At 43.0% G+C, this 20,359-nt stretch carries 19 protein-coding genes; 12 read left to right on the plus strand and 7 right to left on the minus strand.

Going from position 1 to position 20,359, the window contains the following annotated elements; genetic code table 11:
* Complete coding sequence (locus C8D84_RS03740) at positions 1–1,338, plus strand: ABC transporter permease (protein ID WP_109590172.1); 1,338 nt, start codon at positions 1–3, stop codon at positions 1,336–1,338.
* On the plus strand, positions 1,338–2,540 hold the full coding sequence (locus tag C8D84_RS03745) for an ABC transporter permease (RefSeq protein WP_109590174.1): 1,203 nt from the start codon (positions 1,338–1,340) through the stop codon (positions 2,538–2,540). Before C8D84_RS03740 ends, C8D84_RS03745 begins: the two co-directional genes overlap by 1 nt.
* 129 nt (positions 2,541–2,669) lie before the next feature.
* Here C8D84_RS03745 and sthA read toward each other — a convergent pair whose 3' ends face one another.
* The 3 genes from sthA to ppsR all read right to left on the minus strand — a co-directional run bounded on the left by sthA (position 2,670) and on the right by ppsR (position 5,859).
* Positions 2,670–4,319 carry a Si-specific NAD(P)(+) transhydrogenase gene (gene sthA / locus C8D84_RS03750; protein WP_109590176.1) on the minus strand — a complete coding sequence of 550 codons (1,650 nt, stop codon included), beginning with the start codon at positions 4,317–4,319 and terminating at the stop codon, positions 2,670–2,672.
* A gap of 81 nt (positions 4,320–4,400) precedes the next feature.
* The gene (locus tag C8D84_RS03755; RefSeq protein ID WP_109590178.1) at positions 4,401–4,805 is read right to left on the minus strand and encodes a DUF4377 domain-containing protein; all 405 of its coding nucleotides are present in this window, start codon (positions 4,803–4,805) and stop codon (positions 4,401–4,403) included.
* Positions 4,806–4,962: 157 nt separating this feature from the next.
* Positions 4,963–5,859, minus strand: a complete 897-nt coding sequence (ppsR, locus tag C8D84_RS03760) for a posphoenolpyruvate synthetase regulatory kinase/phosphorylase PpsR (RefSeq protein WP_109590180.1) — start codon at positions 5,857–5,859, stop codon at positions 4,963–4,965.
* A 594-nt stretch (positions 5,860–6,453) separates the two neighbouring features.
* Between ppsR and ppsA the strand changes: the two genes are divergently transcribed.
* The 6 genes from ppsA to C8D84_RS03790 all read left to right on the plus strand — a co-directional run bounded on the left by ppsA (position 6,454) and on the right by C8D84_RS03790 (position 11,950).
* Positions 6,454–8,838, plus strand: coding sequence for a phosphoenolpyruvate synthase (ppsA, locus tag C8D84_RS03765; RefSeq protein ID WP_109590182.1), 2,385 nt, complete (start codon positions 6,454–6,456; stop codon positions 8,836–8,838).
* A 129-nt stretch (positions 8,839–8,967) separates the two neighbouring features.
* Complete coding sequence (locus C8D84_RS03770; RefSeq protein WP_109590184.1) at positions 8,968–9,963, plus strand: RDD family protein; 996 nt, start codon at positions 8,968–8,970, stop codon at positions 9,961–9,963.
* A gap of 280 nt (positions 9,964–10,243) precedes the next feature.
* A complete protein-coding gene (rpsF, locus tag C8D84_RS03775; RefSeq protein ID WP_045446907.1) occupies positions 10,244–10,648 on the plus strand; it encodes a 30S ribosomal protein S6 in 405 nt (134 codons plus the stop codon).
* 16 nt (positions 10,649–10,664) lie between these two features.
* Entirely contained in the window at positions 10,665–10,895 is a 231-nt protein-coding gene (gene rpsR / locus C8D84_RS03780) for a 30S ribosomal protein S18 (protein ID WP_010198808.1), read from the plus strand.
* A gap of 26 nt (positions 10,896–10,921) precedes the next feature.
* Complete coding sequence (rplI, locus tag C8D84_RS03785) at positions 10,922–11,431, plus strand: 50S ribosomal protein L9 (RefSeq protein ID WP_045446903.1); 510 nt, start codon at positions 10,922–10,924, stop codon at positions 11,429–11,431.
* A gap of 270 nt (positions 11,432–11,701) precedes the next feature.
* Entirely contained in the window at positions 11,702–11,950 is a 249-nt protein-coding gene (locus C8D84_RS03790; protein WP_109590186.1) for a hypothetical protein, read from the plus strand.
* 77 nt (positions 11,951–12,027) lie between these two features.
* Here the strand turns inward: C8D84_RS03790 and C8D84_RS03795 are convergent, their stop codons facing one another.
* From C8D84_RS03795 to cobT, 3 genes are read right to left on the minus strand one after another with little or no spacing between them, the layout of a single operon-like run.
* Positions 12,028–12,579 (minus strand): histidine phosphatase family protein, encoded by a 552-nt coding sequence (locus C8D84_RS03795; RefSeq protein ID WP_109590188.1) that lies wholly within the window; start codon positions 12,577–12,579, stop codon positions 12,028–12,030.
* Positions 12,580–12,610: 31 nt separating this feature from the next.
* Positions 12,611–13,471, minus strand: coding sequence for an adenosylcobinamide-GDP ribazoletransferase (gene cobS, locus C8D84_RS03800; RefSeq protein WP_109590190.1), 861 nt, complete (start codon positions 13,469–13,471; stop codon positions 12,611–12,613).
* A complete protein-coding gene (gene cobT / locus C8D84_RS03805) occupies positions 13,471–14,523 on the minus strand; it encodes a nicotinate-nucleotide--dimethylbenzimidazole phosphoribosyltransferase (protein ID WP_109590192.1) in 1,053 nt (350 codons plus the stop codon). Before cobT ends, cobS begins: the two co-directional genes overlap by 1 nt.
* Before the next feature lie 226 nt (positions 14,524–14,749).
* Between cobT and C8D84_RS03810 the strand changes: the two genes are divergently transcribed.
* Both C8D84_RS03810 and C8D84_RS03815 read left to right on the plus strand, forming a co-directional pair.
* Positions 14,750–16,108: a GntP family permease gene (locus C8D84_RS03810; RefSeq protein WP_109590194.1), complete on the plus strand. Its 1,359-nt coding sequence runs from the start codon at positions 14,750–14,752 to the stop codon at positions 16,106–16,108.
* Positions 16,109–16,128: 20 nt separating this feature from the next.
* Positions 16,129–17,265, plus strand: coding sequence for a glycerate kinase (locus C8D84_RS03815; RefSeq protein ID WP_109590197.1), 1,137 nt, complete (start codon positions 16,129–16,131; stop codon positions 17,263–17,265).
* A gap of 88 nt (positions 17,266–17,353) precedes the next feature.
* Here the strand turns inward: C8D84_RS03815 and C8D84_RS03820 are convergent, their stop codons facing one another.
* Entirely contained in the window at positions 17,354–18,223 is an 870-nt protein-coding gene (locus C8D84_RS03820; protein WP_109590199.1) for a LysR family transcriptional regulator, read from the minus strand.
* Between the two features lie 107 nt (positions 18,224–18,330).
* Between C8D84_RS03820 and C8D84_RS03825 the strand changes: the two genes are divergently transcribed.
* Together C8D84_RS03825 and C8D84_RS03830 are read left to right on the plus strand one after the other, a co-directional pair.
* Positions 18,331–18,831, plus strand: a complete 501-nt coding sequence (locus C8D84_RS03825) for a lactoylglutathione lyase family protein (protein ID WP_055124259.1) — start codon at positions 18,331–18,333, stop codon at positions 18,829–18,831.
* Between the two features lie 202 nt (positions 18,832–19,033).
* Positions 19,034–19,846, plus strand: a complete 813-nt coding sequence (locus tag C8D84_RS03830) for an enoyl-CoA hydratase (protein ID WP_211181242.1) — start codon at positions 19,034–19,036, stop codon at positions 19,844–19,846.
* Positions 19,847–20,359: the final 513 nt, after the last annotated feature.

A 20,359-nucleotide genomic window follows, 5' to 3' on the forward strand; every position in this document is an offset into this window, starting at 1 on the left:
ATGCACCCGATGAAGTTAAGTAAGGCTTTTTTACGTAGTGCTGCCTATGAGCGACGGTTTTTGACCAAAAATCCGTGGGATTTTAGTATGGTGGTCTGGATACCACTGGCAACCGTTTTACTGATTTGGTGGATATTTTCACAAACGCAGATTACGGATTTGCCCATTGGGGTGATAGACCAAGACAATAGCCCGATTGCCAATACCGCGGTACGCTATTTGGAAGCCAGCCCTACTCTAACGGTTAGACAGCTTTATTACTCAGAGGCTGAGGCAAAAGCGGCTATTTTGCAGCGTGATATTTACGCTATTGTCATTATCCCTGAAGATTTTTCTCGGCATATTTTATCTGCTGAGCCTGCTCCATTAATTTTACAAGTAAATGCTCAGTACGGTACACATTCGGGCATTATCCAAACCAGCGTTCAAGCGGTCGCTGGGACGTTATCGGCAGGCGTTGAGATACAGCGTTTAGTCAAACAAGGCATGGCACCGTCGCAAGCTGCGATTGCTTACTCACCGATTGGCATACAGCGTATCAGCCTGTTTAACGCGGCCACCGATTATCAGCAGTTTTTGGCTTCAACCGTCATACCCGCGCTGCTGCATATTTTAGCGATGGTGATCGGTGCAACGACGATTGGTCGTGAGCTGCGGGATAAACGACTCGGCCACTGGTATCGCTTTATCAGTACAGGTCATCCTGATTTGACGCGAACCACACAAAACGAGTCAACATCAGAGCAAATATTAAATGCCGTAGAAAACAACCAATACTTGAGCAAAAACGATCAAATCTCTGTCTCTAGCCTTGCGAATGAAGATATGACGGAAAGGGCAAACGTTTTAGTATTATTTTTTGGTCTGTTAGGCAAATACTTTTGGCCGACATTGGCCTTTAGCATTTGGGCGATGTTGGCTCTATGGCTTGCCACGCCGCAAGAATCCGTTGCCATGAGCTCAGTGCTTGCAACTTATGCTGGTTTGATATTATTAATAATGCTATCGTTTTGGCTGGGTGCTATCTTTACCTTAGGCTCATTTTCATTACGCATGGGCTTGTCTGCTACTGGTTTTATTTCAGCACCTTCTTATGCCTTTGCTGGTGTGACCTTCCCTTATATTGCTATCAGTGACAGTGCTCGGCATTGGTCAGATGCACTGCCACTCACTCACTATCTAAAACTGCACATTGCACAATTACAGATGCAAGCGCCTGTTGCTGTGTCATTGCCGATCGTCTATGGTCTGGCTATTGCCACGACGATTGCGATGAGCTTGACTACTTTATTAACAAAACGCGCGCTGGCGCATCCTGAACGTTGGGGGGCGCGCTAATGTCATTACCACTAAAAGACCATTTATCTTCGACAACGTCAGATTCAACCAAGCAATCCTCAACACCTAGTTTCTTAGGTAGTTTTTTACAGACCATTAAGGACATCTTTTCTGATAAAGGTGTGCTATTACTCTTACTGATTGCCCCTATTATTTATGGCTTCTTTTATCCTTGGCCGTATTCGACAGAAGTGGTCAACCATGTACCTGTTGGTATCATTGATAACGACAATAGTAATCTATCACGAACCATCGTTCGCTATGCCAGTGCCAGTCCGCAGTTAGACACTCAGCTTTTTCTCAACGAGCAGCAGGCTAAAGAGGCCATGTGGTCAGATGAAATCGCTGGGTACATGGTCATTCCAAGTGGGCTTGAGCAGCAAGTACTATCGGGAAAAGCGGCGAGCGTCAGCGTATTGGGTAATGGCGGCTACTTTCTGTTAAATAAAAACGTACAGATGGGCTTTTTAAAAGCAGTCAGTACGGTATCAGCAGGGATTGAAGTCAAAAAAAATGTGGCACAAGGTGCTTATTCAGCAACAGCGGCTGCTAATACTCAAGCGGTGCCATTAGTGATTGTTCCTTTATACAATCAAACAGAAGGTTATGGCGCTTACGTGGTGCCAGCGGTCTCTATTCTAATTTTGCAACAAACCTTATTAATCGCCACAGCGATGCTGATTGGTACGTGGTATGAGCAGCGGCGACATGCGACAAGTATCCGTGGTTGGCTTGGGCGAATTGCTGCGCTCAGTATGTTTAGCTTCATTATTGGCTGCTTTTATTATGGCTGGACATTTGAGCTACACCACTATCCGCGTGGGCAAAACATGCTTGGCAGTTTACTGTTCCTTCTGTTATTTTGTCCAACCGTGGCGACACTTGGCTGTGTGTTTGGACTCTGGTTTCGCCAGCGCGAACGTAGTATGCAAATCCTAATTTTTAGCTCACTACCGATGTTTTTTGTCAGTGGTTATCCGTGGCCAGCAGATCAGCTGCCCACAGTTTTACAAATCATACGTTGGTTCGTACCCACGACACCGGGTATCAACACCTCCGTTCAGCTTAATCAAATGGGGGCTAGTATTTCCCAAGTTTCTACTGGATTTTATGCACTAGCCGCCTTATGGGTGTTTTACTTTGCGCTACTTATGTGGATGCGCTGGCATGATGCAAATAAAGCACTTAAAACAGTGTCCTAAAGCAAAAGACTATTGCATGTCATTAGCGCCTGCCATCAATAAAAGCCAAATCAATAATCCTGAATCAAAAAAAGCGCCTGCTAACATAGCAGACGCTTTTTTATTTATAACGTTTCAATATTCTATCACTTAAAAAACACGATTAAGACCATTTAGTGCCGCCACGCGATAGGCTTCTGCCATCGTTGGATAATTAAAAGTAGTATTCACAAAGTACTCAAGTGTATTATTACTCTTACACTTCATCACGGCTTGTCCAATATGAATAATCTCTGATGCATGGTTACCGTAGCAATGGATTCCTAAAATCTCCAACGTATCACGATGGAACAAAATCTTTAGAACACCTGAGCGTTCACCAATGATTTGTGCTCGTGCCAAATGCTTAAAGAATGCTTGACCCACTTCGTATGGGACTTTTTCGTCGGTTAGCTCTTGCTCAGTTTTACCGATACAAGAAATTTCAGGAATCGTATAGATACCAGTTGGCACGCTTGACACTGGTTCCGCATCGCTATCACCAACCATAAAGGCCGCCGCACAGCGTCCTTGGTCATAAGCGGCAGAAGCCAAAGATGGCCAACCAATCACATCGCCTGCGGCATAGATATTTTCGATTTCGGTGCAATAGGTATCATCAACTTTTAATTGACCACGGCTGTTTGCTTTTAGACCAATCGCTTCTAAGTTTAAACCTTCCGTATTACCTGAGCGACCATTTGACCAAAGAATGGCATCAGATTTGATGCGCTTACCACTCTTTAGATGTAAGACGACATAATCGTCATGCGTTTCAAGATGATCAATCTCTTCGTTACTACGAATCAGTACGCCAAATTGTCTAAAGTCATGCGCGATAGCATCGCTAATCTCGCTATCGAGATAACTGAGCAATTGATTTTGGTTATTAATCAAATCAACCTTATAACCAAGACCCGTAAAGATAGAGGCATACTCACAACCAATCACGCCCGCACCATAGATGATAATTTTTTTGACCACATAATCCATTTGCAAAATTTTATCAGAATCAAAAACGCGCGGATGGTTAAAGTCTAAAATTTCAGGGCGATAAGGACGACTACCAACCGTTACGATGGCTTTATTAAAGGTAATGGTTTCAAAGACATTGTCATCGGTTTCAACACGCAAAGTATGAGCATCAATGAAACTTGCCCAACCCTGAATCACTTCAATGCGGTTGCGTTCATAGAATCGTGTGTGCGTACTAACCTGATTGCGAATGACTTTTCGAGCATTGGCAAGCACTCTATTTAGAGGAACTTGCTTGTACTCCATCGCCTTGGTAAACATAGGATCACGGCGAAAGTTAATGAGGTTAAATACCGATTGGCGCAGTGCTTTACTTGGAATCGTACCCACATGAGTAGAGTTACCACCCACCTGATCACGTGGATCAATGACCACCACTTTTTTGCCAGATTTAGTCAGTTTCATAGCCGCCGCTTCGCCAGCAGGACCTGCTCCTAAAACGACCGCATCATATTCATAATCGTGGTTATCGCCTTTTAAGCGACGTGAATCTTTTGTATAACCAGACTTGATATCGATTCGCGTATCATCGAGCGGATTAATAAGATCAGGATGGTGCATGACATCATCAGTGACCTGCTCATGGGTTTGTTCAATATTTTGTTTTTTATTTTTGCCTTCAGTATGCTCAGGATTCGGTACGCGACCGCTTTCTTTATTCGATACTTCGGTATGAATGTCTTTACCAATATCATTGGTCGCGTCGCTTGGTTTTTTAGTTCCCATCGTGTCCTCTTTACATTTACTTATTTATTTGATTTTCAGACTGTGTATGAATCAATAATTGCTTGAGTCAAAACCACACGACTAAGGCGTGCCCACCATACGTTGTGACACAATATTTTGCAGTGTCCAATGCCCAGTCGCGCTTTTCTGTCCCTCGTCAATCTGCGGACGCGCACTTATCACATATTCTGTGCCAAGGCTTGGTTTAAAGTCATCAATCCAATCATAAGGTACCTGAAACACGCTGCCATCTTTGCTTGATTTGGCCAGTAAACACTGCATCGGTAATGCTGAGGCGCAGGCCACACGATTGGGCATAATTGTTAGCGTTTGCGCTTCACCCAATACGATGGTTGGGATATAACGTGGCTCAGGCACTGGCTCACGTGAAAAAGGTGACGTTTGGCAAGCACTCAGTAAACTGACCGCACTCAGCAAGCTGGCCAATAATAAATGGGTCTTGCTAGACTTATAAAATGAACTCATAATATTCTCTATGTGATAATGAGATGGTATTAAATGATGATTATTAATAATAATGCTTTAAATAATGGTTCTTTTTTGAGCAATCGTTATTGCTAAATCGTTATTACTAAATAATTAATTGATTGATTCAAGCAATTCATTGATAGCTTATATTTTATTAGCCGATACGGCGTTTGAGACCCGTCATCTGTAAGATACGCGTAGCGATTTCTTCAACGGACATCTCAGAGACATCAAGGCTTGGAATACCATGCGTAATGTAAATCCCTTGTATTGCCCGCTGCTCTTGCTGACATTGCTGATAGCTCGAATAACGACTGCCCGCACGGCGCTCTTGACGAATTTTCACCAAGCGATCGGTATCGATCAATAGACCAAACAGCTTGTCTTTGTGCTCGCGCAATGCTTTTGGTAATTGATTATCGTACAAGTCATCTTCGGTCAAAGGATAATTTGCTGCTCGAATACCGAACTGTAAGGCTAAGTATAAAGAAGTCGGTGTTTTGCCTGAACGTGATACGCCCACCAAAATAATATCGGCCGCATCGTAATGACGCGTACGCGCACCATCATCATTGTCTAAAGCGAAATGCACCGCGTCGATACGTTCTTTATAAGTCTCAGAATCCACATCGTCGTGTGCATGACCCGAATGTCCGTCAGGCTCCACACCCGTTTCTTCAGCGACACGGCCAATCAAACCCTCATACATATCCAAGTTACAGCTTTGGGCAGAATTGATCTTTTCACGAATATCAGGGTTAACAATCGTATCAAAGACTAATGGCAACAGACCATCTCGTTGATACGCCATGTTGATTTGCTCAACGGCGTCTTCTGCACGCTCTAAGCTATCGACATATGGCAACACTCGTGTTTCAAAAGGTACTGAAGCAAACTGACTCAAGATAGCGCGGCCAAGCGTCTCCGCCGTAATCGCTGTGCCATCTGAGATAAAAAACGCGGTTCGAACGGCTGGAGAGCTGTCTAAGTTTAACGCGTTGCGATTTTGAATAGTGGGATTCAGTTGTTCAGCTGGATTACTTGAGTACATAACGTTGGCACCTCGATTGAAAACACAATGGTAATTTTCATTTGGCTTTTATTTTTGATCGGCTTTAAACTTGATTTTCAGACGTAATTTTCGTTTTGTATAAGCGCTAATATTGCACATTTATATCAGGATAAACCGCTACTATTTATGCTCTACATTATACGCATAATAGCGACCTAATAGAAATCAATGTTACAGGCGTACACTTAGAAAGCCACAGTGCCCTTAATCTTATCATGCCGATTAATAACCATTATTGTGCTGACTGGTTACTCATAATAGCGCAGCATTACCTGCTATATATAAAGGCAGCTATTGTCAGAATATCCTAAAGCTCTTCTGTTATTTATTTTAAATCCTCTATTTATCAGCCGATTTATAGATATATCTTGATAATTAGAGTGGTCTTTACTCGCATTTTTATGTCATCTCAAAAATAGAAAAATGAATAACCTTCTATTAATTATGTAGCAAAGCCCACAATTTGTATCTTTTTGACAAAAATATTGGTTCAACCCCTCGAAATTCTCCAAATATAGCGGTATAATTCACCGTTATAATCTTTACTAAATAACCTTATTTTCTGGAGTTATCATGGCAGCGCAATCTACAGCACTTGTAATCAATCTTGATCAGCTAGGAAAAGACGACATTGAAATGGTCGGCGGCAAGAACGCCTCATTAGGTGAAATGATCAGCCATTTGTCTGATTTGGGTGTTAGTGTACCAGGCGGCTTTGCCACCACGTCAAATGCATTTAACCGCTTTTTGAATGAAACTGGCCTGCTTGACAAAATCAACAACGAACTAAAAACGCTAGATGTTGATGATGTCAAAAAACTTGCAGAAACGGGTAAAAAGATTCGTACTTGGATTATTGAGCAAGAGCTGCCAAGTGATCTTGAGCAAGAAGTACGTCAATCGTTTGAAACGATGAGCGGCGGCGAAGACATCGCGGTTGCTGTACGTTCTTCTGCGACTGCCGAAGATTTGCCAGATGCCTCATTTGCGGGTCAGCAAGAGACTTTCTTGAACATTCGCGGCATTGATAACGTCCTAATTGCAATTAAAGAAGTATTTGCATCACTATATAATGACCGTGCCATCTCTTACCGTGTCCATAAAGGCTTTGAGCATGAAGGCGTTGCCTTATCTGCTGCTGTACAGCGTATGGTTCGCTCAGAAACTGGCGCGGCGGGTGTGATGTTCACGCTAGATACCGAAAGCGGCTTTGATCAAGTGGTATTCATCACCTCAAGCTATGGTCTAGGTGAAATGGTTGTACAGGGAGCGGTTAACCCAGATGAATTCTATATTTCTAAGCAATTGCTAGCCAATGGTAAACCATCGGTGATTCGCCGTAACCTAGGCAGCAAGCATAAGAAAATGATTTACGGTGATGAAGGTAGCACTACTAAATCGGTGAAAACTGTCGATGTTGAAAAACAAGATCGTATGCAGTTCTCATTATCAACTGAAGAGCTAACCTCTCTTGCTAAACAAGCCGTGACGATCGAAAAGCATTATGGTCAAGCGATGGATATCGAATGGGCAAAAGACGGCGATACCAATGAAATCTTTATCGTTCAGGCGCGTCCTGAAACGGTTAAGAGCCGCCAAGACAGCAATGTCATGGAACGTTATATCATCGACACGACTAACGCTAAAGTATTATGCGAAGGTCGCTCAATCGGTCAACGTATCGGTTCAGGTAAAGTCCGTATCGTTAGCAACTTAAATGAGATGGATAAAGTACAAGAAGGTGATGTACTGGTATCAGACATGACGGATCCGGATTGGGAACCAGTCATGAAGCGTGCTTCTGCTATCATCACTAACCGTGGTGGTCGTACGTGTCACGCAGCGATTATCGCTCGTGAACTAGGTGTTCCAGCCATTGTTGGTTGTGGTAATGCGACTGAGCTATTGGTTGATGGTCAAGACGTCACTGCTTCTTGTGCCGAAGGTGATACTGGCTTCATTTATGAAAGCCAAATTGATTTTGAAGTGCAGACCAACTCTGTTGAGTCTATGCCAGAGCTTGCCTTCAAAGTAATGATGAACGTTGGTAATCCAGATCGTGCCTTCTCATTCACGCAAATGCCAAACGAAGGGATTGGTCTTGCGCGTTTAGAATTCATCATCAACCGTATGATTGGTGTGCATCCAAAAGCGCTACTGAACATGAACAGCTTACCACGCGAAATCGCACAAGCCATCCAAGAGCGTATCGCTGGTTATGCCTCACCGGTTGATTTCTACGTGGATAAGTTGGTCGAAGGTATCTCAACGCTAGCCGTTGCCTTTATGGATCAGCCCGTTATCGTTCGTATGTCAGATTTTAAATCAAACGAATATGCTAACCTGCTTGGTGGTAAATTATACGAGCCATCAGAAGAAAACCCAATGCTTGGTTTCCGCGGTGCCAGTCGTTATGTATCTGACAACTTCCGTGACTGCTTTGAGCTTGAGTGTAAAGCACTAAAACGCGTACGTGATGAGATGGGCTTGACCAACGTCGAGATTATGATTCCATTCGTTCGCACGGTTGGCGAAGCCAAAGAAGTCATCGAATTACTTGAGAAAAACGGTCTGAAACGTGGCGAAAATGGTTTACGCGTTATCATGATGTGTGAGCTACCGACTAACGCCCTATTGGCAGATGAATTCCTAGAGCACTTCGATGGTTTTTCAATCGGCTCTAACGACTTGACTCAGTTGACACTTGGTCTTGACCGTGACTCAGGTATCGTCTCACATCTATTTGATGAGCGTGATCCTGCGGTTAAGAAACTATTGACCATGGCGATTGATGCGTGCCGTAAAGCAAACAAATATGTCGGCATCTGTGGTCAGGGTCCATCAGACCATCCAGATCTCGCGTTCTGGCTCATGGAGCAAGGTATCAGCTCAGTGTCATTGAACCCTGATTCTGTACTAGATACTTGGTTCTTCTTAGCTGGTGAAGAAGCGAAGTAAGCCCTAACGTTCAGTCACAGCAGTAATTCACACAGTCATTAAAGAAACAATTATTAGGGTCTATTTGAAAAATGTTAAATAGACCCTAATATTATGTATCATATATAGTGACTTAAGATATGACTAACTATGCAGGCAATTATGCAGATTTTCCTTGCTCGAAATAACGTACAAGCTGGTCCTTACAATTTGGAGCAGCTAAATATCATGTTGGCATCTGGTGAAGTACTGCTGGATGATTTGATGTGGCATGAAGGCTTAGACCAATGGCAGCGTGTCGGTAACTTGACCAATAATCAAACGGTTTATCGACCTACCAACCTTGGCAAGCCTGAGGTTAATGACTCTATTATCAATAATGTAACTGTTTTTCCTGAAGACAACGCTAGCAATAGCTCGGATAGCAAATCAGTTTCATTAGATAGATTGTATGGCAAGCCTGAACGTCCGAAAGACACGGATAAAAATGTGAAAGCTGACATGACCACCAATCGTCAGCACACACCGCACAATAATGTGTCACTAAACAAGGCTAATAGCAATCAGGCTGCGTCTAGTAAAGACAAAGTCGTCGGCAATGTGGTACTTGCACCGATTATGTCGCGAGTATTAGCAACAGCCATCAATGGACTACTCTATCTATTGGCTATTTTTCCGCTAGTGATGGCATTGACAAAAATGGATGTGGATTATACCAAATTCCAAAATATCCAAGACATGGATGCGGCTTATCAGTATTCAATGACACTGATGGAGAGTCTTCCTAGTAGCACATTGATGATGTCGCAAGTCATGGTATTTGGCTTATTTGCGCTGCAATTGGTATTTATCACACTGCGTGGTCAATCACTCGGTAAGCTGATTACGGGTATTCGCGTGGTGGATCAAACCACACATCGTTTGCCCTCTTTTACCAAGCTTATTGGTGTGCGTACTTTGTTATTGTTTATTATTTATAACTTATTGTTTTCGTTTACCAGCTTCTTAGGGTTCGTGATTATTGCTATTCATTACTACATGGTATCAAAAAGCCCTGAAAATATCGGCTGGCATGACAAGTTGGCCAAAACCCTAGTGGTAAAAGCAGATAGCAGTCAGTTAGTGAAAGAACCAAAAATAAAATAGCTTGTTTATTAACAATCCATCTTATTGTTTTGATAAAAAAGCAGCGTGATATCGCTGCTTTTTTATGAATCGAGCATTTCTAATTATTGTTATAATTTATTAACGGTGGCTCAGTGATTAACCTTTGTGTTAGTTGCTAAGTACTGTTATAATACGGCGCTTTATAAACTAAGCTTATTTCTTATTATTTTTCATAATAATAGCTAGAAATCGGGCTTACCTTATAAATCTCCTTGCTATTAACATAGGGTTAATAGCTACTAATCCGTAAGGAGTCATAATGCGACATTACGAACTGGTGTTACTTGTACACCCAGACCAAAGCGACCAAGTGGTCGGCATGGTTGAGCGCTACATCAAGTTAGTTCAAGACAACAACGGTGTTATCCATCGTTTAGAAGATTGGGGCCGCCGTCAATTGGCATATCCAATCAACAAGATTCACAAAGCTCACTACGTTCTTTTCAACATTGAAACTGACGGTGAAACTTTGGCTGAACTTGAAGAATTATTCCGTTATAACGACGCGATCATTCGTAGTCTAGTTATGCGCCGTGACGACGCTGTCACTGAAGAGTCGCAGTTAGCCAAGAATGCCGATGAAAAACGCGCACGCAAAGCAACTACTCGTCGTCCAGACAGTCGTGAAAACGATAATGACGACAACGACAACAGTGAAGACTAATTAAAGGAGAATACTCATGGCACGTTTCTATCGCCGTCGCAAATTCTGCCGTTTCACTGCTGAAGGCATCACTCACATCGATTATAAAGATGTTGAATTGCTAAAACAGTACATCAGTGATAATGGTAAAATCGTACCAAGCCGCATTACCGGTACATCTACTAAATATCAGCGTCAACTAGCTACTGCTATCAAGCAAGCTCGTTATTTATCGCTACTTCCATACACTGATAACCATCAGGGTTAACCGTTAATTTTAACTAGGAATGACTCATGCAAATTATTTTGTTACAGCGTATCGTCAACCTTGGTAAACTCGGTGAAACTGTCGATGTGAAACCAGGTTACGGACGTAACTTTCTTATCCCTTTGGGTAAAGCACTACCTGCTACTGCAGCTAACATTGAAAAGTTCGAAGCACGTCGTGCCGAGCTTGAAGCTGAAGAAGCGAAAGAAGTAGCTGTTGCTCAAGAACGTGCTGATGCGCTAACTGACGTTAATGTCATCATGCGTGCTAAATCAGGCGACGAAGGCAAGCTATTCGGCTCTATCGGTACTCGCGATATTGCTGAAGCATTGACTAACTCAGGTCTAGAAGTAGACCGTGCTGAAATCAAGCTTCCTGAAGGCACTTTACGTCAAGTTGGCGAATACAATGTTGATATTCAGCTACATCATGACGTTACCGCTACTATTCTAGTTACCATTCTTTCTGAAGATGGCGACAACGAAGAGTCAGCAACAGAAGTTGAAGACGAGAACGAAGATTATTCAGAAGAGTAATTTTTTGAATATCTAGATCTAGTCTAAAAAAGCCAGTAACGTCATGTTGCTGGCTTTTTTGCGTTTTGCTATCGCGTTTAATTGATGATTTCATCAGGTATCTTGTACAGTGATATATTCTAGCAACTATTTGTAATAAATAGCTTGGAAAGCCTATACTTAACAATAAGATACTACCCATAAAGTCATCTTTATTATTGTCACCTGACTTGATATGCTCGTTGTATTTGATTGATAGATTTTATTTAGATAACGATAGGCTGCAATGACATGATAAATACTGACGACAAATTACGATGTACACAAGGCAATCATTTTTATAGCGAAGGTGAAATTTATAAGGTGGGTAGAATCGTTAATAATAAATACTTTCAAATCCTAACCGATAATGATGCAGACCATTGGTACGCAACACTGGATGATAGAGGCATTTATGTGAGCTTTGATTCGAACCTAGGATTAGCAAAAAACGAGAGAGCCTATTTTGAAAAAATCGATGAGCTACAAGCTGAAAGCTAGCAGCCTCCTAAATTATTCAAAAGCACTCAAAAGCATTCAAAATTTAAAAACGGTCAACATAATGGCCGTTTTTTTAATTAAATATCAATACGATTACAGGACAGATATGCGACAGAGCGCGGCCACTCAGCGGCTGTTTTCGGCACTGCTTGGTCAGCAGCTATTATCTTGGCCGCATTTATCCAGCCTGCATGACCGATGACTAATACTGGACTATCTTCTTGTTCAGCTGAAATCTTAACCAACCAACCTTCAACACGCTCAAATAGCTGCTGCAAGCTCTCTCCATGACTGGGTGCAAAATGTGCAAAATTATGACACCACTCATCAATCTCTTGCTTGGTGATTTGCGCCCACCGACATCCATCCCATTCGCCAAAATTAATCTCAGCCAATTCAGGTGCGACTTGACACTCAAAACCACGTTGCGCTAATATTTTCCCGACTTTTAGTGAACGTTGTAAGGGGCTGACCCAAATTATTTTTGGTAATTGATGCAAACGCACAAAGCGCTCGATTTTATTGGCAAGACGTTTCAACTTACGTTTATCGACGCCGATATCAGTTTGTCCAATACAAATTCCTTCAGTATTCATCGGTTTGGGATGACGCCAAATATAGAGAATCATGAATGAGTATGGTCCTTGGTGACGATTTAATTTAAATAAAGGGTATAGAAGCAGCCAGTCCGATATAAATAGCAATTTCACTAAGCTGCTGCGTCGCGCCGAGCCCATCGCCCGTGTAACCATCCAAGCGCCTGCGCAATAAACGTCGCATGTAGTCAGTGGCTATCAGCGCCAGTATCATGGCTAACAACCATTGAGCAAGCCCTATCTGCTGCATCGTATTGGGAAATATAAGTGCGACTAAAATAATAGCCAATATTAGCCAGCCACTGCTATATAGCCCTTGTATTGGCGTCAACTGCTGCGCCATCGGTTTGGCTTTTGCGTGTTCTATCTCTCCACCATAAGGCAGTAAAGACAGCAGGCTAATGCAAAGTAAACGCGACGCGGTATGTCCTATGATAAGCGCGATGACAGCTATCGGTATGGGCATCGAGGCAAGTAAGCTAATCTTTAATAGCAGCGCTGACAGCAAACCCAACACCCCATAAGTGCCTAAGCGTGAATCTTTCATAATCTCTAAAGTGCGCTCGCGAGTCAGACCACCGCCGAGACCGTCACAGCTATCCGCAAGACCATCTTCATGAAAAGCGCCAGTGAGCTTAATTCCAAAAGCTGTGCTCAGCACTGCAGCAACTAGCGGCGTAAATAACAGACTGCCCAGCCAAAACACGCCAGCACAGAGTAAGCCCACCAATAAACCGACTACGGGGAAATGGCGGCTACTCTGATGCAACCATTGCGGATCATAATGCTTAAATGGTGGTACTGATAATCTTGTTAAAAATTGAACGGCGACCAGTAACAATATCCATTCATGCTTTATAAATTGAGTAAAATTTCGTCTAGGCGAGGATGGCTGATTTGATGGTTTGTTTAATGATTGTGACATCAGTTGTTTTGCTCACTGATACCGGCGTCACTAAAGCTTGCCATCTCATTGATAATGGCGCAAGCGGATTGCAACAATGGATACGCGAGCGCAGCCCCGCTACCCTCGCCTAAGCGCATGCCCATATTGAGTAAAGGCTCAGCATTTAGTGATTTCAATAAATGCGCGTGCCCCGGCTCAACAGAATGATGAGCAAAGACCGCGTATTGAGCAACACCGGGCGCTAGGCGTTCAGCCACCAATAATGCGCTACTGGCAATAAAACCGTCAATCAGGAGAATACGCCGTTCACTAGCAGCCTGAATCAGCGCACCCACCATCATCGCAATCTCAAGCCCGCCCAATGCAGCGAGTACATCAAACGGTGCTTGTGCCTGTTGATGACGATCTAATACTTGCGTCAAAATATCCGTCTTATGCTCTAATCCTGCATCATCAAGTCCTGTGCCGCGACCAATACAATCAGCAATGTAAAAATTGCCCAATCTCGCTAGCAAGAGACTCGCCGCCGAAGTATTGCCTATGCCCATTTCACCAACAATCAACAGATTACCCACTAGATTCTTGACGACTTTCATGCCGTTTTCTAGCGCTGCTAAACACTCTGTTTCTGTCATCGCAGGCTCTGTTAGCGCGTCTCGGCTACCATGGCGAACCTTGTAATCTAGCAATTTTGGATGAGGAGCAAAGTCGGCATCCACCCCAGCGTCAACAACCTTTAGCTCAATATTATGCTGGCGTGCCAGTACGTTGATGGCGGCACCGCCTTGCAAAAAGTTATGAACCATTTGCGCAGTGACAGCACTAGGAAACGCTGATGTACCATGCTTAGTCAAACCATGGTCTGCAGCAAACACTCGTATTTGCGCTTGCTCAATATGCGGTGTGATCGTTCCTTGAATCATACCCAACTGCACAGCGAGTGCCTCTATTCGCCCAAGCGCGCCCAGCGGCTTGGTTTTTAGGTCTATAATCTGCTGTAGCTGCAGACGTAATTCATCATTTTCTATATTGGTGATAGTAGGTGCAGTAAATATGGTCAAGGTAGGCATCCTGATAATAGTACATGTGAAGCAAAAAGCACATACTAGCAGAGTATCTAAGCTTTACCATGAATAAAATCAAATATGAGCCGAATAGATTCCCTAGCAGCTTGGATTTACTATAAAATATGCCCCTTTAAAAATCCATATACCTATTGATGCTGCTATTAATGAAATAATAGCTCAGTAGCAGCATCCACAATTATCGCTATCAACCCTACATGTAGAGACAGTAATGATCGTATTTTGGCTTGTGCTGACCATTCTTTTTATTATTTTTGCCACAGCAAAGTTAAAGTGGCATCCTTTTTTAGTATTGATATTATCAGCCTTTTTAGTAGCGCTATTTTACCAAGTGCCGCTTAATACTGTTGCTAAAACCATCTCGGATGGCTTTGGCGGTATTTTAGGTTACATCGGTCTGGTTATTGTCTTTGGTACTATCATCGGGCTAATCCTTGAAAAAACAGGTGCCGCCATTGTAATGGCAGAAACGGTCATCAAAGTTTTGGGACCACGCTTCCCTACTTTGACCATGTCTATCGTTGGTGCTGTGGTTTCAGTGCCAGTATTCTGTGACTCTGGCTATATTATTTTAAACTCATTAAAAGAAACATTGGCCGAGCGTTTACACGTATCCAGTGTGGCGATGAGCATTGCCTTAGCGACAGGCTTATACGCAACCCATACCTTTGTACCACCAACCCCAGGTCCAATTGCCGCAGCAGGTAACTTAGGATTAGAGTCCAATTTAGGCTTGGTTATTATGGTCGGTGTGGTGGTGACAGCGGTTGCTGTATTGGCTGGCTGGTGGTGGTCTAATCGCTTCTTGAATGTCGCTCCCGACAATATCGATGCACTGGACGCGCCAGCAGCAACTTTGCCTGAAAACATGAAAACACGCGACGACTATAGCAGCATGCCGTCAGCAACAATGGCGTTTTTGCCTATTATTGTCCCTATCGTATTGATTTGCTTATCGTCTGTTGCGAACTTTCCAAGCGCGCCATTTGGCAGCGGCATGGTAACCGATATTTTGATATTTATTGGTAATCCATTAACAGCCTTGCTCATTGGTCTGTTTCTATCATTTCTACTCATCAATACCGAGCAAAAAACGCAGCAGATCAGCGACAGCATCTCTCAAGGTTTAGTCGTAGCCGCGCCTATCTTATTGATTACTGGTGCTGGTGGTGCATTTGGTGCCATGCTAAAAGTGACACCTATTGGTGACTATTTGGGCACGACATTGTCTGCGTTAGGGCTTGGCATTTTTATGCCATTTATCGTCTCAGCCGCACTAAAAACTGCGCAAGGCTCGACCACTGTGGCTCTGGTCACCACCTCTGCGATGGTTGCACCGTTATTGGATCAAATTGGTCTAGACAGTGAGCTAGGTCGCGTATTTTGTGTGATGGCCATTGGTGCAGGTGCCATGACAATCTCTCATGCCAATGACAGTTTCTTTTGGATCGTGAGTCAGTTTAGCCGCATGAGTGTGTCACAGGCTTACAAAGCCCATTCTATGGCAACGGGTATTCAAGGCGTGACCAGCATCGTCTTTATCTGGTTATTAACCTTGGTATTTATTTAAAGAGATTCAAAGAGACATTCATGAAAATTTTAATTGCTCCCGACTCATTTAAAGAAAGCTTAGACGCACTGGATGTTTGCCACGCCATTCAATCTGGCTTCAGCCAAGTGTTTCCAGAGGCTGATTATAAGCTACTGCCGATGGCTGATGGCGGCGAAGGCACCTCTGCGGTACTGTCTTATGTATTGGGTGGACGCTGGAAAGAAGTAGTGGTCAATGATCCACTGATGAGATCGATAACGGCAAAGTATTTGTTATTGCCTGACGCTACGGCTGTCATCGAAGTTGCTCAAGCGTGCGGATTACATCTATTGACAAGCGGTGAACGCAATCCTGTCATTGCTAGCAGTTACGGTGTCGGCGAGCTGATTGCTGATGCGTTAGAAGAAGGGGCTAAACGTATCGTGATTGGTCTAGGTGGTAGCGCAACCAATGATGCAGGTCTTGGCATGCTAATGGCATTAGGCATCACATTTCACGATATCAATGACACTCTACTCACTCATGGTGGTGGTGCACTTGCCAGCCTACATAGGCTTGATAATATAAATCTTCATGCAAAGGTATTAGACACAGTATTCGAAGTCGCTTGTGATGTGACCAATCCATTATGTGGTCTTTTGGGTGCGAGCGCAGTATTTGGTCCACAAAAAGGCGCTTGTCCAGAGCAAGTAAAAGCTTTAGATAAAGCACTCAGTCACTTTGCCACCATGTGCGGTCATCACGGTTATGAGGACTGCCAACATGTCGAAGGTGCTGGAGCAGCTGGTGGTCTTGGCTACGCGATGATGACATTCTTTCAAGCTCAGCTAAAATCAGGTTTTGACACAGTTGCTGAGGTGGCTCACCTGTCGAAGCATATCGCAGAGGCTGATCTCGTTATCACTGGCGAAGGTAAGCTTGATGCGCAGACAGCCATGGGTAAAGTGGCAGGTGGTATCAGTCAAATCGCCAAGGCTAGCCATACACCTGTTATCGCTATCTGCGGCAGTGTTGACGGACTCAAACCTGCTCAGACTAGCCAGTTCAATGTTGTTATGCCTAGCATTCAAAAAGTAGATACCATCGAAAACGTACTGAGTCAGGCTTATGACAATATTGAAACAACTGCTGTCAATATCGCTGCGAGTATCAAACTTGGGCAAAACTTGAAATAACGATAGTCTATTAAATAAGCGGCTTCTATTAAATGCACAGCTATTTAACCTTTGATAGCTGTGCATTTATCATTTATTCTCAAAATATCTATAGCCATTTCGTTACTTCATCAATGACAGTATGCATTCTATTAGAGAGTGCATGCTGTCGTCTTACCGCAAGATATAGCGTCTCGCTAACGGCAACAGGCAGATGATGGCTTTTAATAAGCTCAGGCTTTTGATAAGCAGCCACTGCATGTGCAGGTAGCACGGTAAAGCCTATTCCTCTGCTGACTGGCTCTAAGATTAAACCTATCTGGTTAGAAAAGCCTTTTTTCTCAAAATCATTGATGTGCTGGAATTCAGGATAATTAGCGCTTAGCAGCATACCTGCATGATGTGCACCATCTGGATGATCAATAAAACCAAGCTCGGTGAGATGCTCCCAGCTCGGCTCCACCGTAGTTGCAGGTGTTACTAATATTAGCGCTTCTTGAGCCATAGACTTACAACTGACTGTCTCATCATCTGAGACATCCGTCATAAAACCAATGTCAATCTCATGATTAGCAAGTGCCTTCTCTATATCAGAATTTGGGGCAAAGCGATAATCAATCACTAGCTTTGGATGCTGCTGTTGTAAGGTCAAAAGCTGCGGATATAGCTTGAGTCCCACACTACCCGGTGACATCAAACGCACCAATCCTTCGTAAGGCGGATCTTCACCGATACGCTGCTCCAGATTTGATAAGCGCTGCAATATCTCCCTTGCTTCTTTATAGAGCTGTTCACCTGCATTGGTCAGTGAAAACTGCTTTCCTTGACGAATCAGTAAGTCTGTGTCCAACTGATCTTCTAGCTTACGTATATGCTGACTCACGCCAGATTGGGTCATGTGTAAGCGTTCAGCCGTACGAGTGAAGTGCCCGAACTCGGCAAGCGCACAAAAAGTGCGCAACCATGTGATATTTATCATTACGATACATAATTATTTATATAATATTTGATAATTTTACATAATAATCGTATGTTTGTATACTGGTCTCACGTTAAAGAAGAGTACAACTAACAGGAGCAAAAGCTATGAACAACGTTTATCCAAGGAGTTTTTCGCACATCGGCCTTTCAGTTCCCGACCTAGAAGCCGCCGTAAAATTTTATACTGAAGTAATGGGTTGGTACACCATCATGGAGCCAACAGAGATTGTTGAAGATAATAGCCCGATTGGTGAGATGTGTACTGAAGTATTCGGTTCAGGTTGGGGCAGTTTCCGTATTGCTCACCTATCTACTGGTGACCGTATCGGTGTTGAGATTTTTGAATTTAAAAATCAAGAAAACCCTGAAAATAACTTTGAATATTGGAAAACAGGTATCTTTCACTTCTGTGTTCAAGATCCAAATGTTGAAGAGTTGGCTGAGCGCATCGTTGCAGCAGGCGGTAAAAAGCGTATGGAAAAACCACGTTATTATTACCCTGGTGAAAAACCTTACCGCATGATCTACATGGAAGACCCGTTTGGCAATATCGTCGAGATATACAGCCACAGCTACGAGCTTATTTATAGCGAAGGCGCATACTAAACTCAGTGTACATACAGCTTAATACAGCCTTAACTTGTATCTGACTGATAAACAAATAGCGACCTCAGAATATGAGATCGCTATTTTTATTTGTCTGCTTTCTACACGAGCAACCTATTATATAAGAGGTAAGCCATGCTACTATTTAGGTAGCTATACATAGCATCTACCAAACGAAACAACCCATTATCAAGGATGATAAATGACAAACTCTGACGTTGCCTTAGACATGGATGACTTTCCCGTTATTAGAAAAGACGATAGAAAAAGTGGCGTGGTCACTCTCACCTTAAACCGACCAAAGCAATTCAATGCCTTATCCGTTGAGCTACTCTCTGCGCTACAAGCGGAACTGGACAGTATCGCTCAAGATGACAATATCCGTGTAGTCGTCATTGCAGCAAATGGTAAAGCGTTTTGTGCCGGTCACAATCTAAAAGAGATGCGCGCACATTCAGATGAAGCCTTTCAGCGCGCCCTATTCCAACAATGCAGTCACATGATGCTCACTATTAATCGTATGCCGCAAGTCGTGATTGCAAAAGTGCAAGGCATCGCGACAGCAGCAGGGTGCCAACTGGTTGCCGCCTGTGATTTAGCCGTTGCCGCTGATGAAGCCAAATTTGCCACTTCAGGGATAAACGTTGGGCTTTTTTGCTCTACGCCTGCCGTTGCAGTCAGTCGCAACCTACCTCGTAAGCAAGCGTTTGAGATGCTCATTACTGGTGAGTTTATCGATGCACATACTGCTTTACAATATGGATTAATCAATCGAGTAGCCCCAGCAGATCAATTAGAGCAAGTCTTGCAATCGTTGATAACGGCGATTACTACCAAATCTCCAGTAGCGGTAAGAACTGGCAAAGATATGTTTTATAAACAACTAGATATGAGCGTCGAAGATGCTTATGACTATGCCAGTGAAGTGATGACTTGTAATATGATGGCAGACGATGTGAGTGAAGGTATTGACGCCTTTATTGAGAAGCGTCAAGCCGTATGGAAAGGATGCTAACGGTTTGACGAAAATACTCTGACTAAAGAAAGATGACGTTGCTATTATTATGAAGCCATCAAAGCGCCCACAATCATAAATGCAACGGCTATGAGTGATCTCAAAAATGGTGAACTGCACTCTGCCCAGCGAGTGATAATAAAGTATAAATTGGCAAATGGAAGAAATAGATATAACAGCCCCCAGAGTACCGACTCTTGGAAGGCTATAATAATTAACTTAATGCTATAAATAATGCACATGATGCTTGCGATGACAAGTAAAATAACGCCTATGAATTCCACGTGAATTTCCTCAAAATGTTCAATAAGAAACAAACTATTATTAATTTAAAAAGACATCGAAAATATAACTACCAGCAGTTCGCTTAGCCATTAATGCTAAAAAAATGATGGTTTTGAGAGACTGTTTATTATCTCAGAACTGTTGCTGGCGTATAATAACAGGTAACGTGAGAAACACATAATATTATAAAACATAAGTTGAATAAATATAGCTTAATCTACTTTGATA

Source organism: Psychrobacter immobilis (genome assembly GCF_003148585.1).
Lineage (GTDB): Bacteria > Pseudomonadota > Gammaproteobacteria > Pseudomonadales > Moraxellaceae > Psychrobacter > Psychrobacter immobilis.

Coding starts and splice junctions, on each gene's coding strand:
- C8D84_RS03740 (WP_109590172.1), top strand. CDS start 1: ATGCACCCGATGAAGTTAAGTAAGGCTTTTTTACGTAGTGCTGCCTAT.
- C8D84_RS03820 (WP_109590199.1), bottom strand. CDS start 18,223: ATGATAAATATCACATGGTTGCGCACTTTTTGTGCGCTTGCCGAGTTC.
- C8D84_RS03810 (WP_109590194.1), top strand. CDS start 14,750: ATGATCGTATTTTGGCTTGTGCTGACCATTCTTTTTATTATTTTTGCC.
- cobT (WP_109590192.1), bottom strand. CDS start 14,523: ATGCCTACCTTGACCATATTTACTGCACCTACTATCACCAATATAGAA.
- C8D84_RS03770 (WP_109590184.1), top strand. CDS start 8,968: ATGCAGGCAATTATGCAGATTTTCCTTGCTCGAAATAACGTACAAGCT.
- ppsA (WP_109590182.1), top strand. CDS start 6,454: ATGGCAGCGCAATCTACAGCACTTGTAATCAATCTTGATCAGCTAGGA.
- ppsR (WP_109590180.1), bottom strand. CDS start 5,859: ATGTACTCAAGTAATCCAGCTGAACAACTGAATCCCACTATTCAAAAT.
- C8D84_RS03795 (WP_109590188.1), bottom strand. CDS start 12,579: ATGATTCTCTATATTTGGCGTCATCCCAAACCGATGAATACTGAAGGA.
- C8D84_RS03790 (WP_109590186.1), top strand. CDS start 11,702: ATGATAAATACTGACGACAAATTACGATGTACACAAGGCAATCATTTT.
- C8D84_RS03825 (WP_055124259.1), top strand. CDS start 18,331: ATGAACAACGTTTATCCAAGGAGTTTTTCGCACATCGGCCTTTCAGTT.
- C8D84_RS03815 (WP_109590197.1), top strand. CDS start 16,129: ATGAAAATTTTAATTGCTCCCGACTCATTTAAAGAAAGCTTAGACGCA.
- rpsF (WP_045446907.1), top strand. CDS start 10,244: ATGCGACATTACGAACTGGTGTTACTTGTACACCCAGACCAAAGCGAC.
- rplI (WP_045446903.1), top strand. CDS start 10,922: ATGCAAATTATTTTGTTACAGCGTATCGTCAACCTTGGTAAACTCGGT.
- C8D84_RS03830 (WP_211181242.1), top strand. CDS start 19,034: ATGACAAACTCTGACGTTGCCTTAGACATGGATGACTTTCCCGTTATT.
- C8D84_RS03755 (WP_109590178.1), bottom strand. CDS start 4,805: ATGAGTTCATTTTATAAGTCTAGCAAGACCCATTTATTATTGGCCAGC.
- sthA (WP_109590176.1), bottom strand. CDS start 4,319: ATGGGAACTAAAAAACCAAGCGACGCGACCAATGATATTGGTAAAGAC.
- cobS (WP_109590190.1), bottom strand. CDS start 13,471: ATGTCACAATCATTAAACAAACCATCAAATCAGCCATCCTCGCCTAGA.
- C8D84_RS03745 (WP_109590174.1), top strand. CDS start 1,338: ATGTCATTACCACTAAAAGACCATTTATCTTCGACAACGTCAGATTCA.
- rpsR (WP_010198808.1), top strand. CDS start 10,665: ATGGCACGTTTCTATCGCCGTCGCAAATTCTGCCGTTTCACTGCTGAA.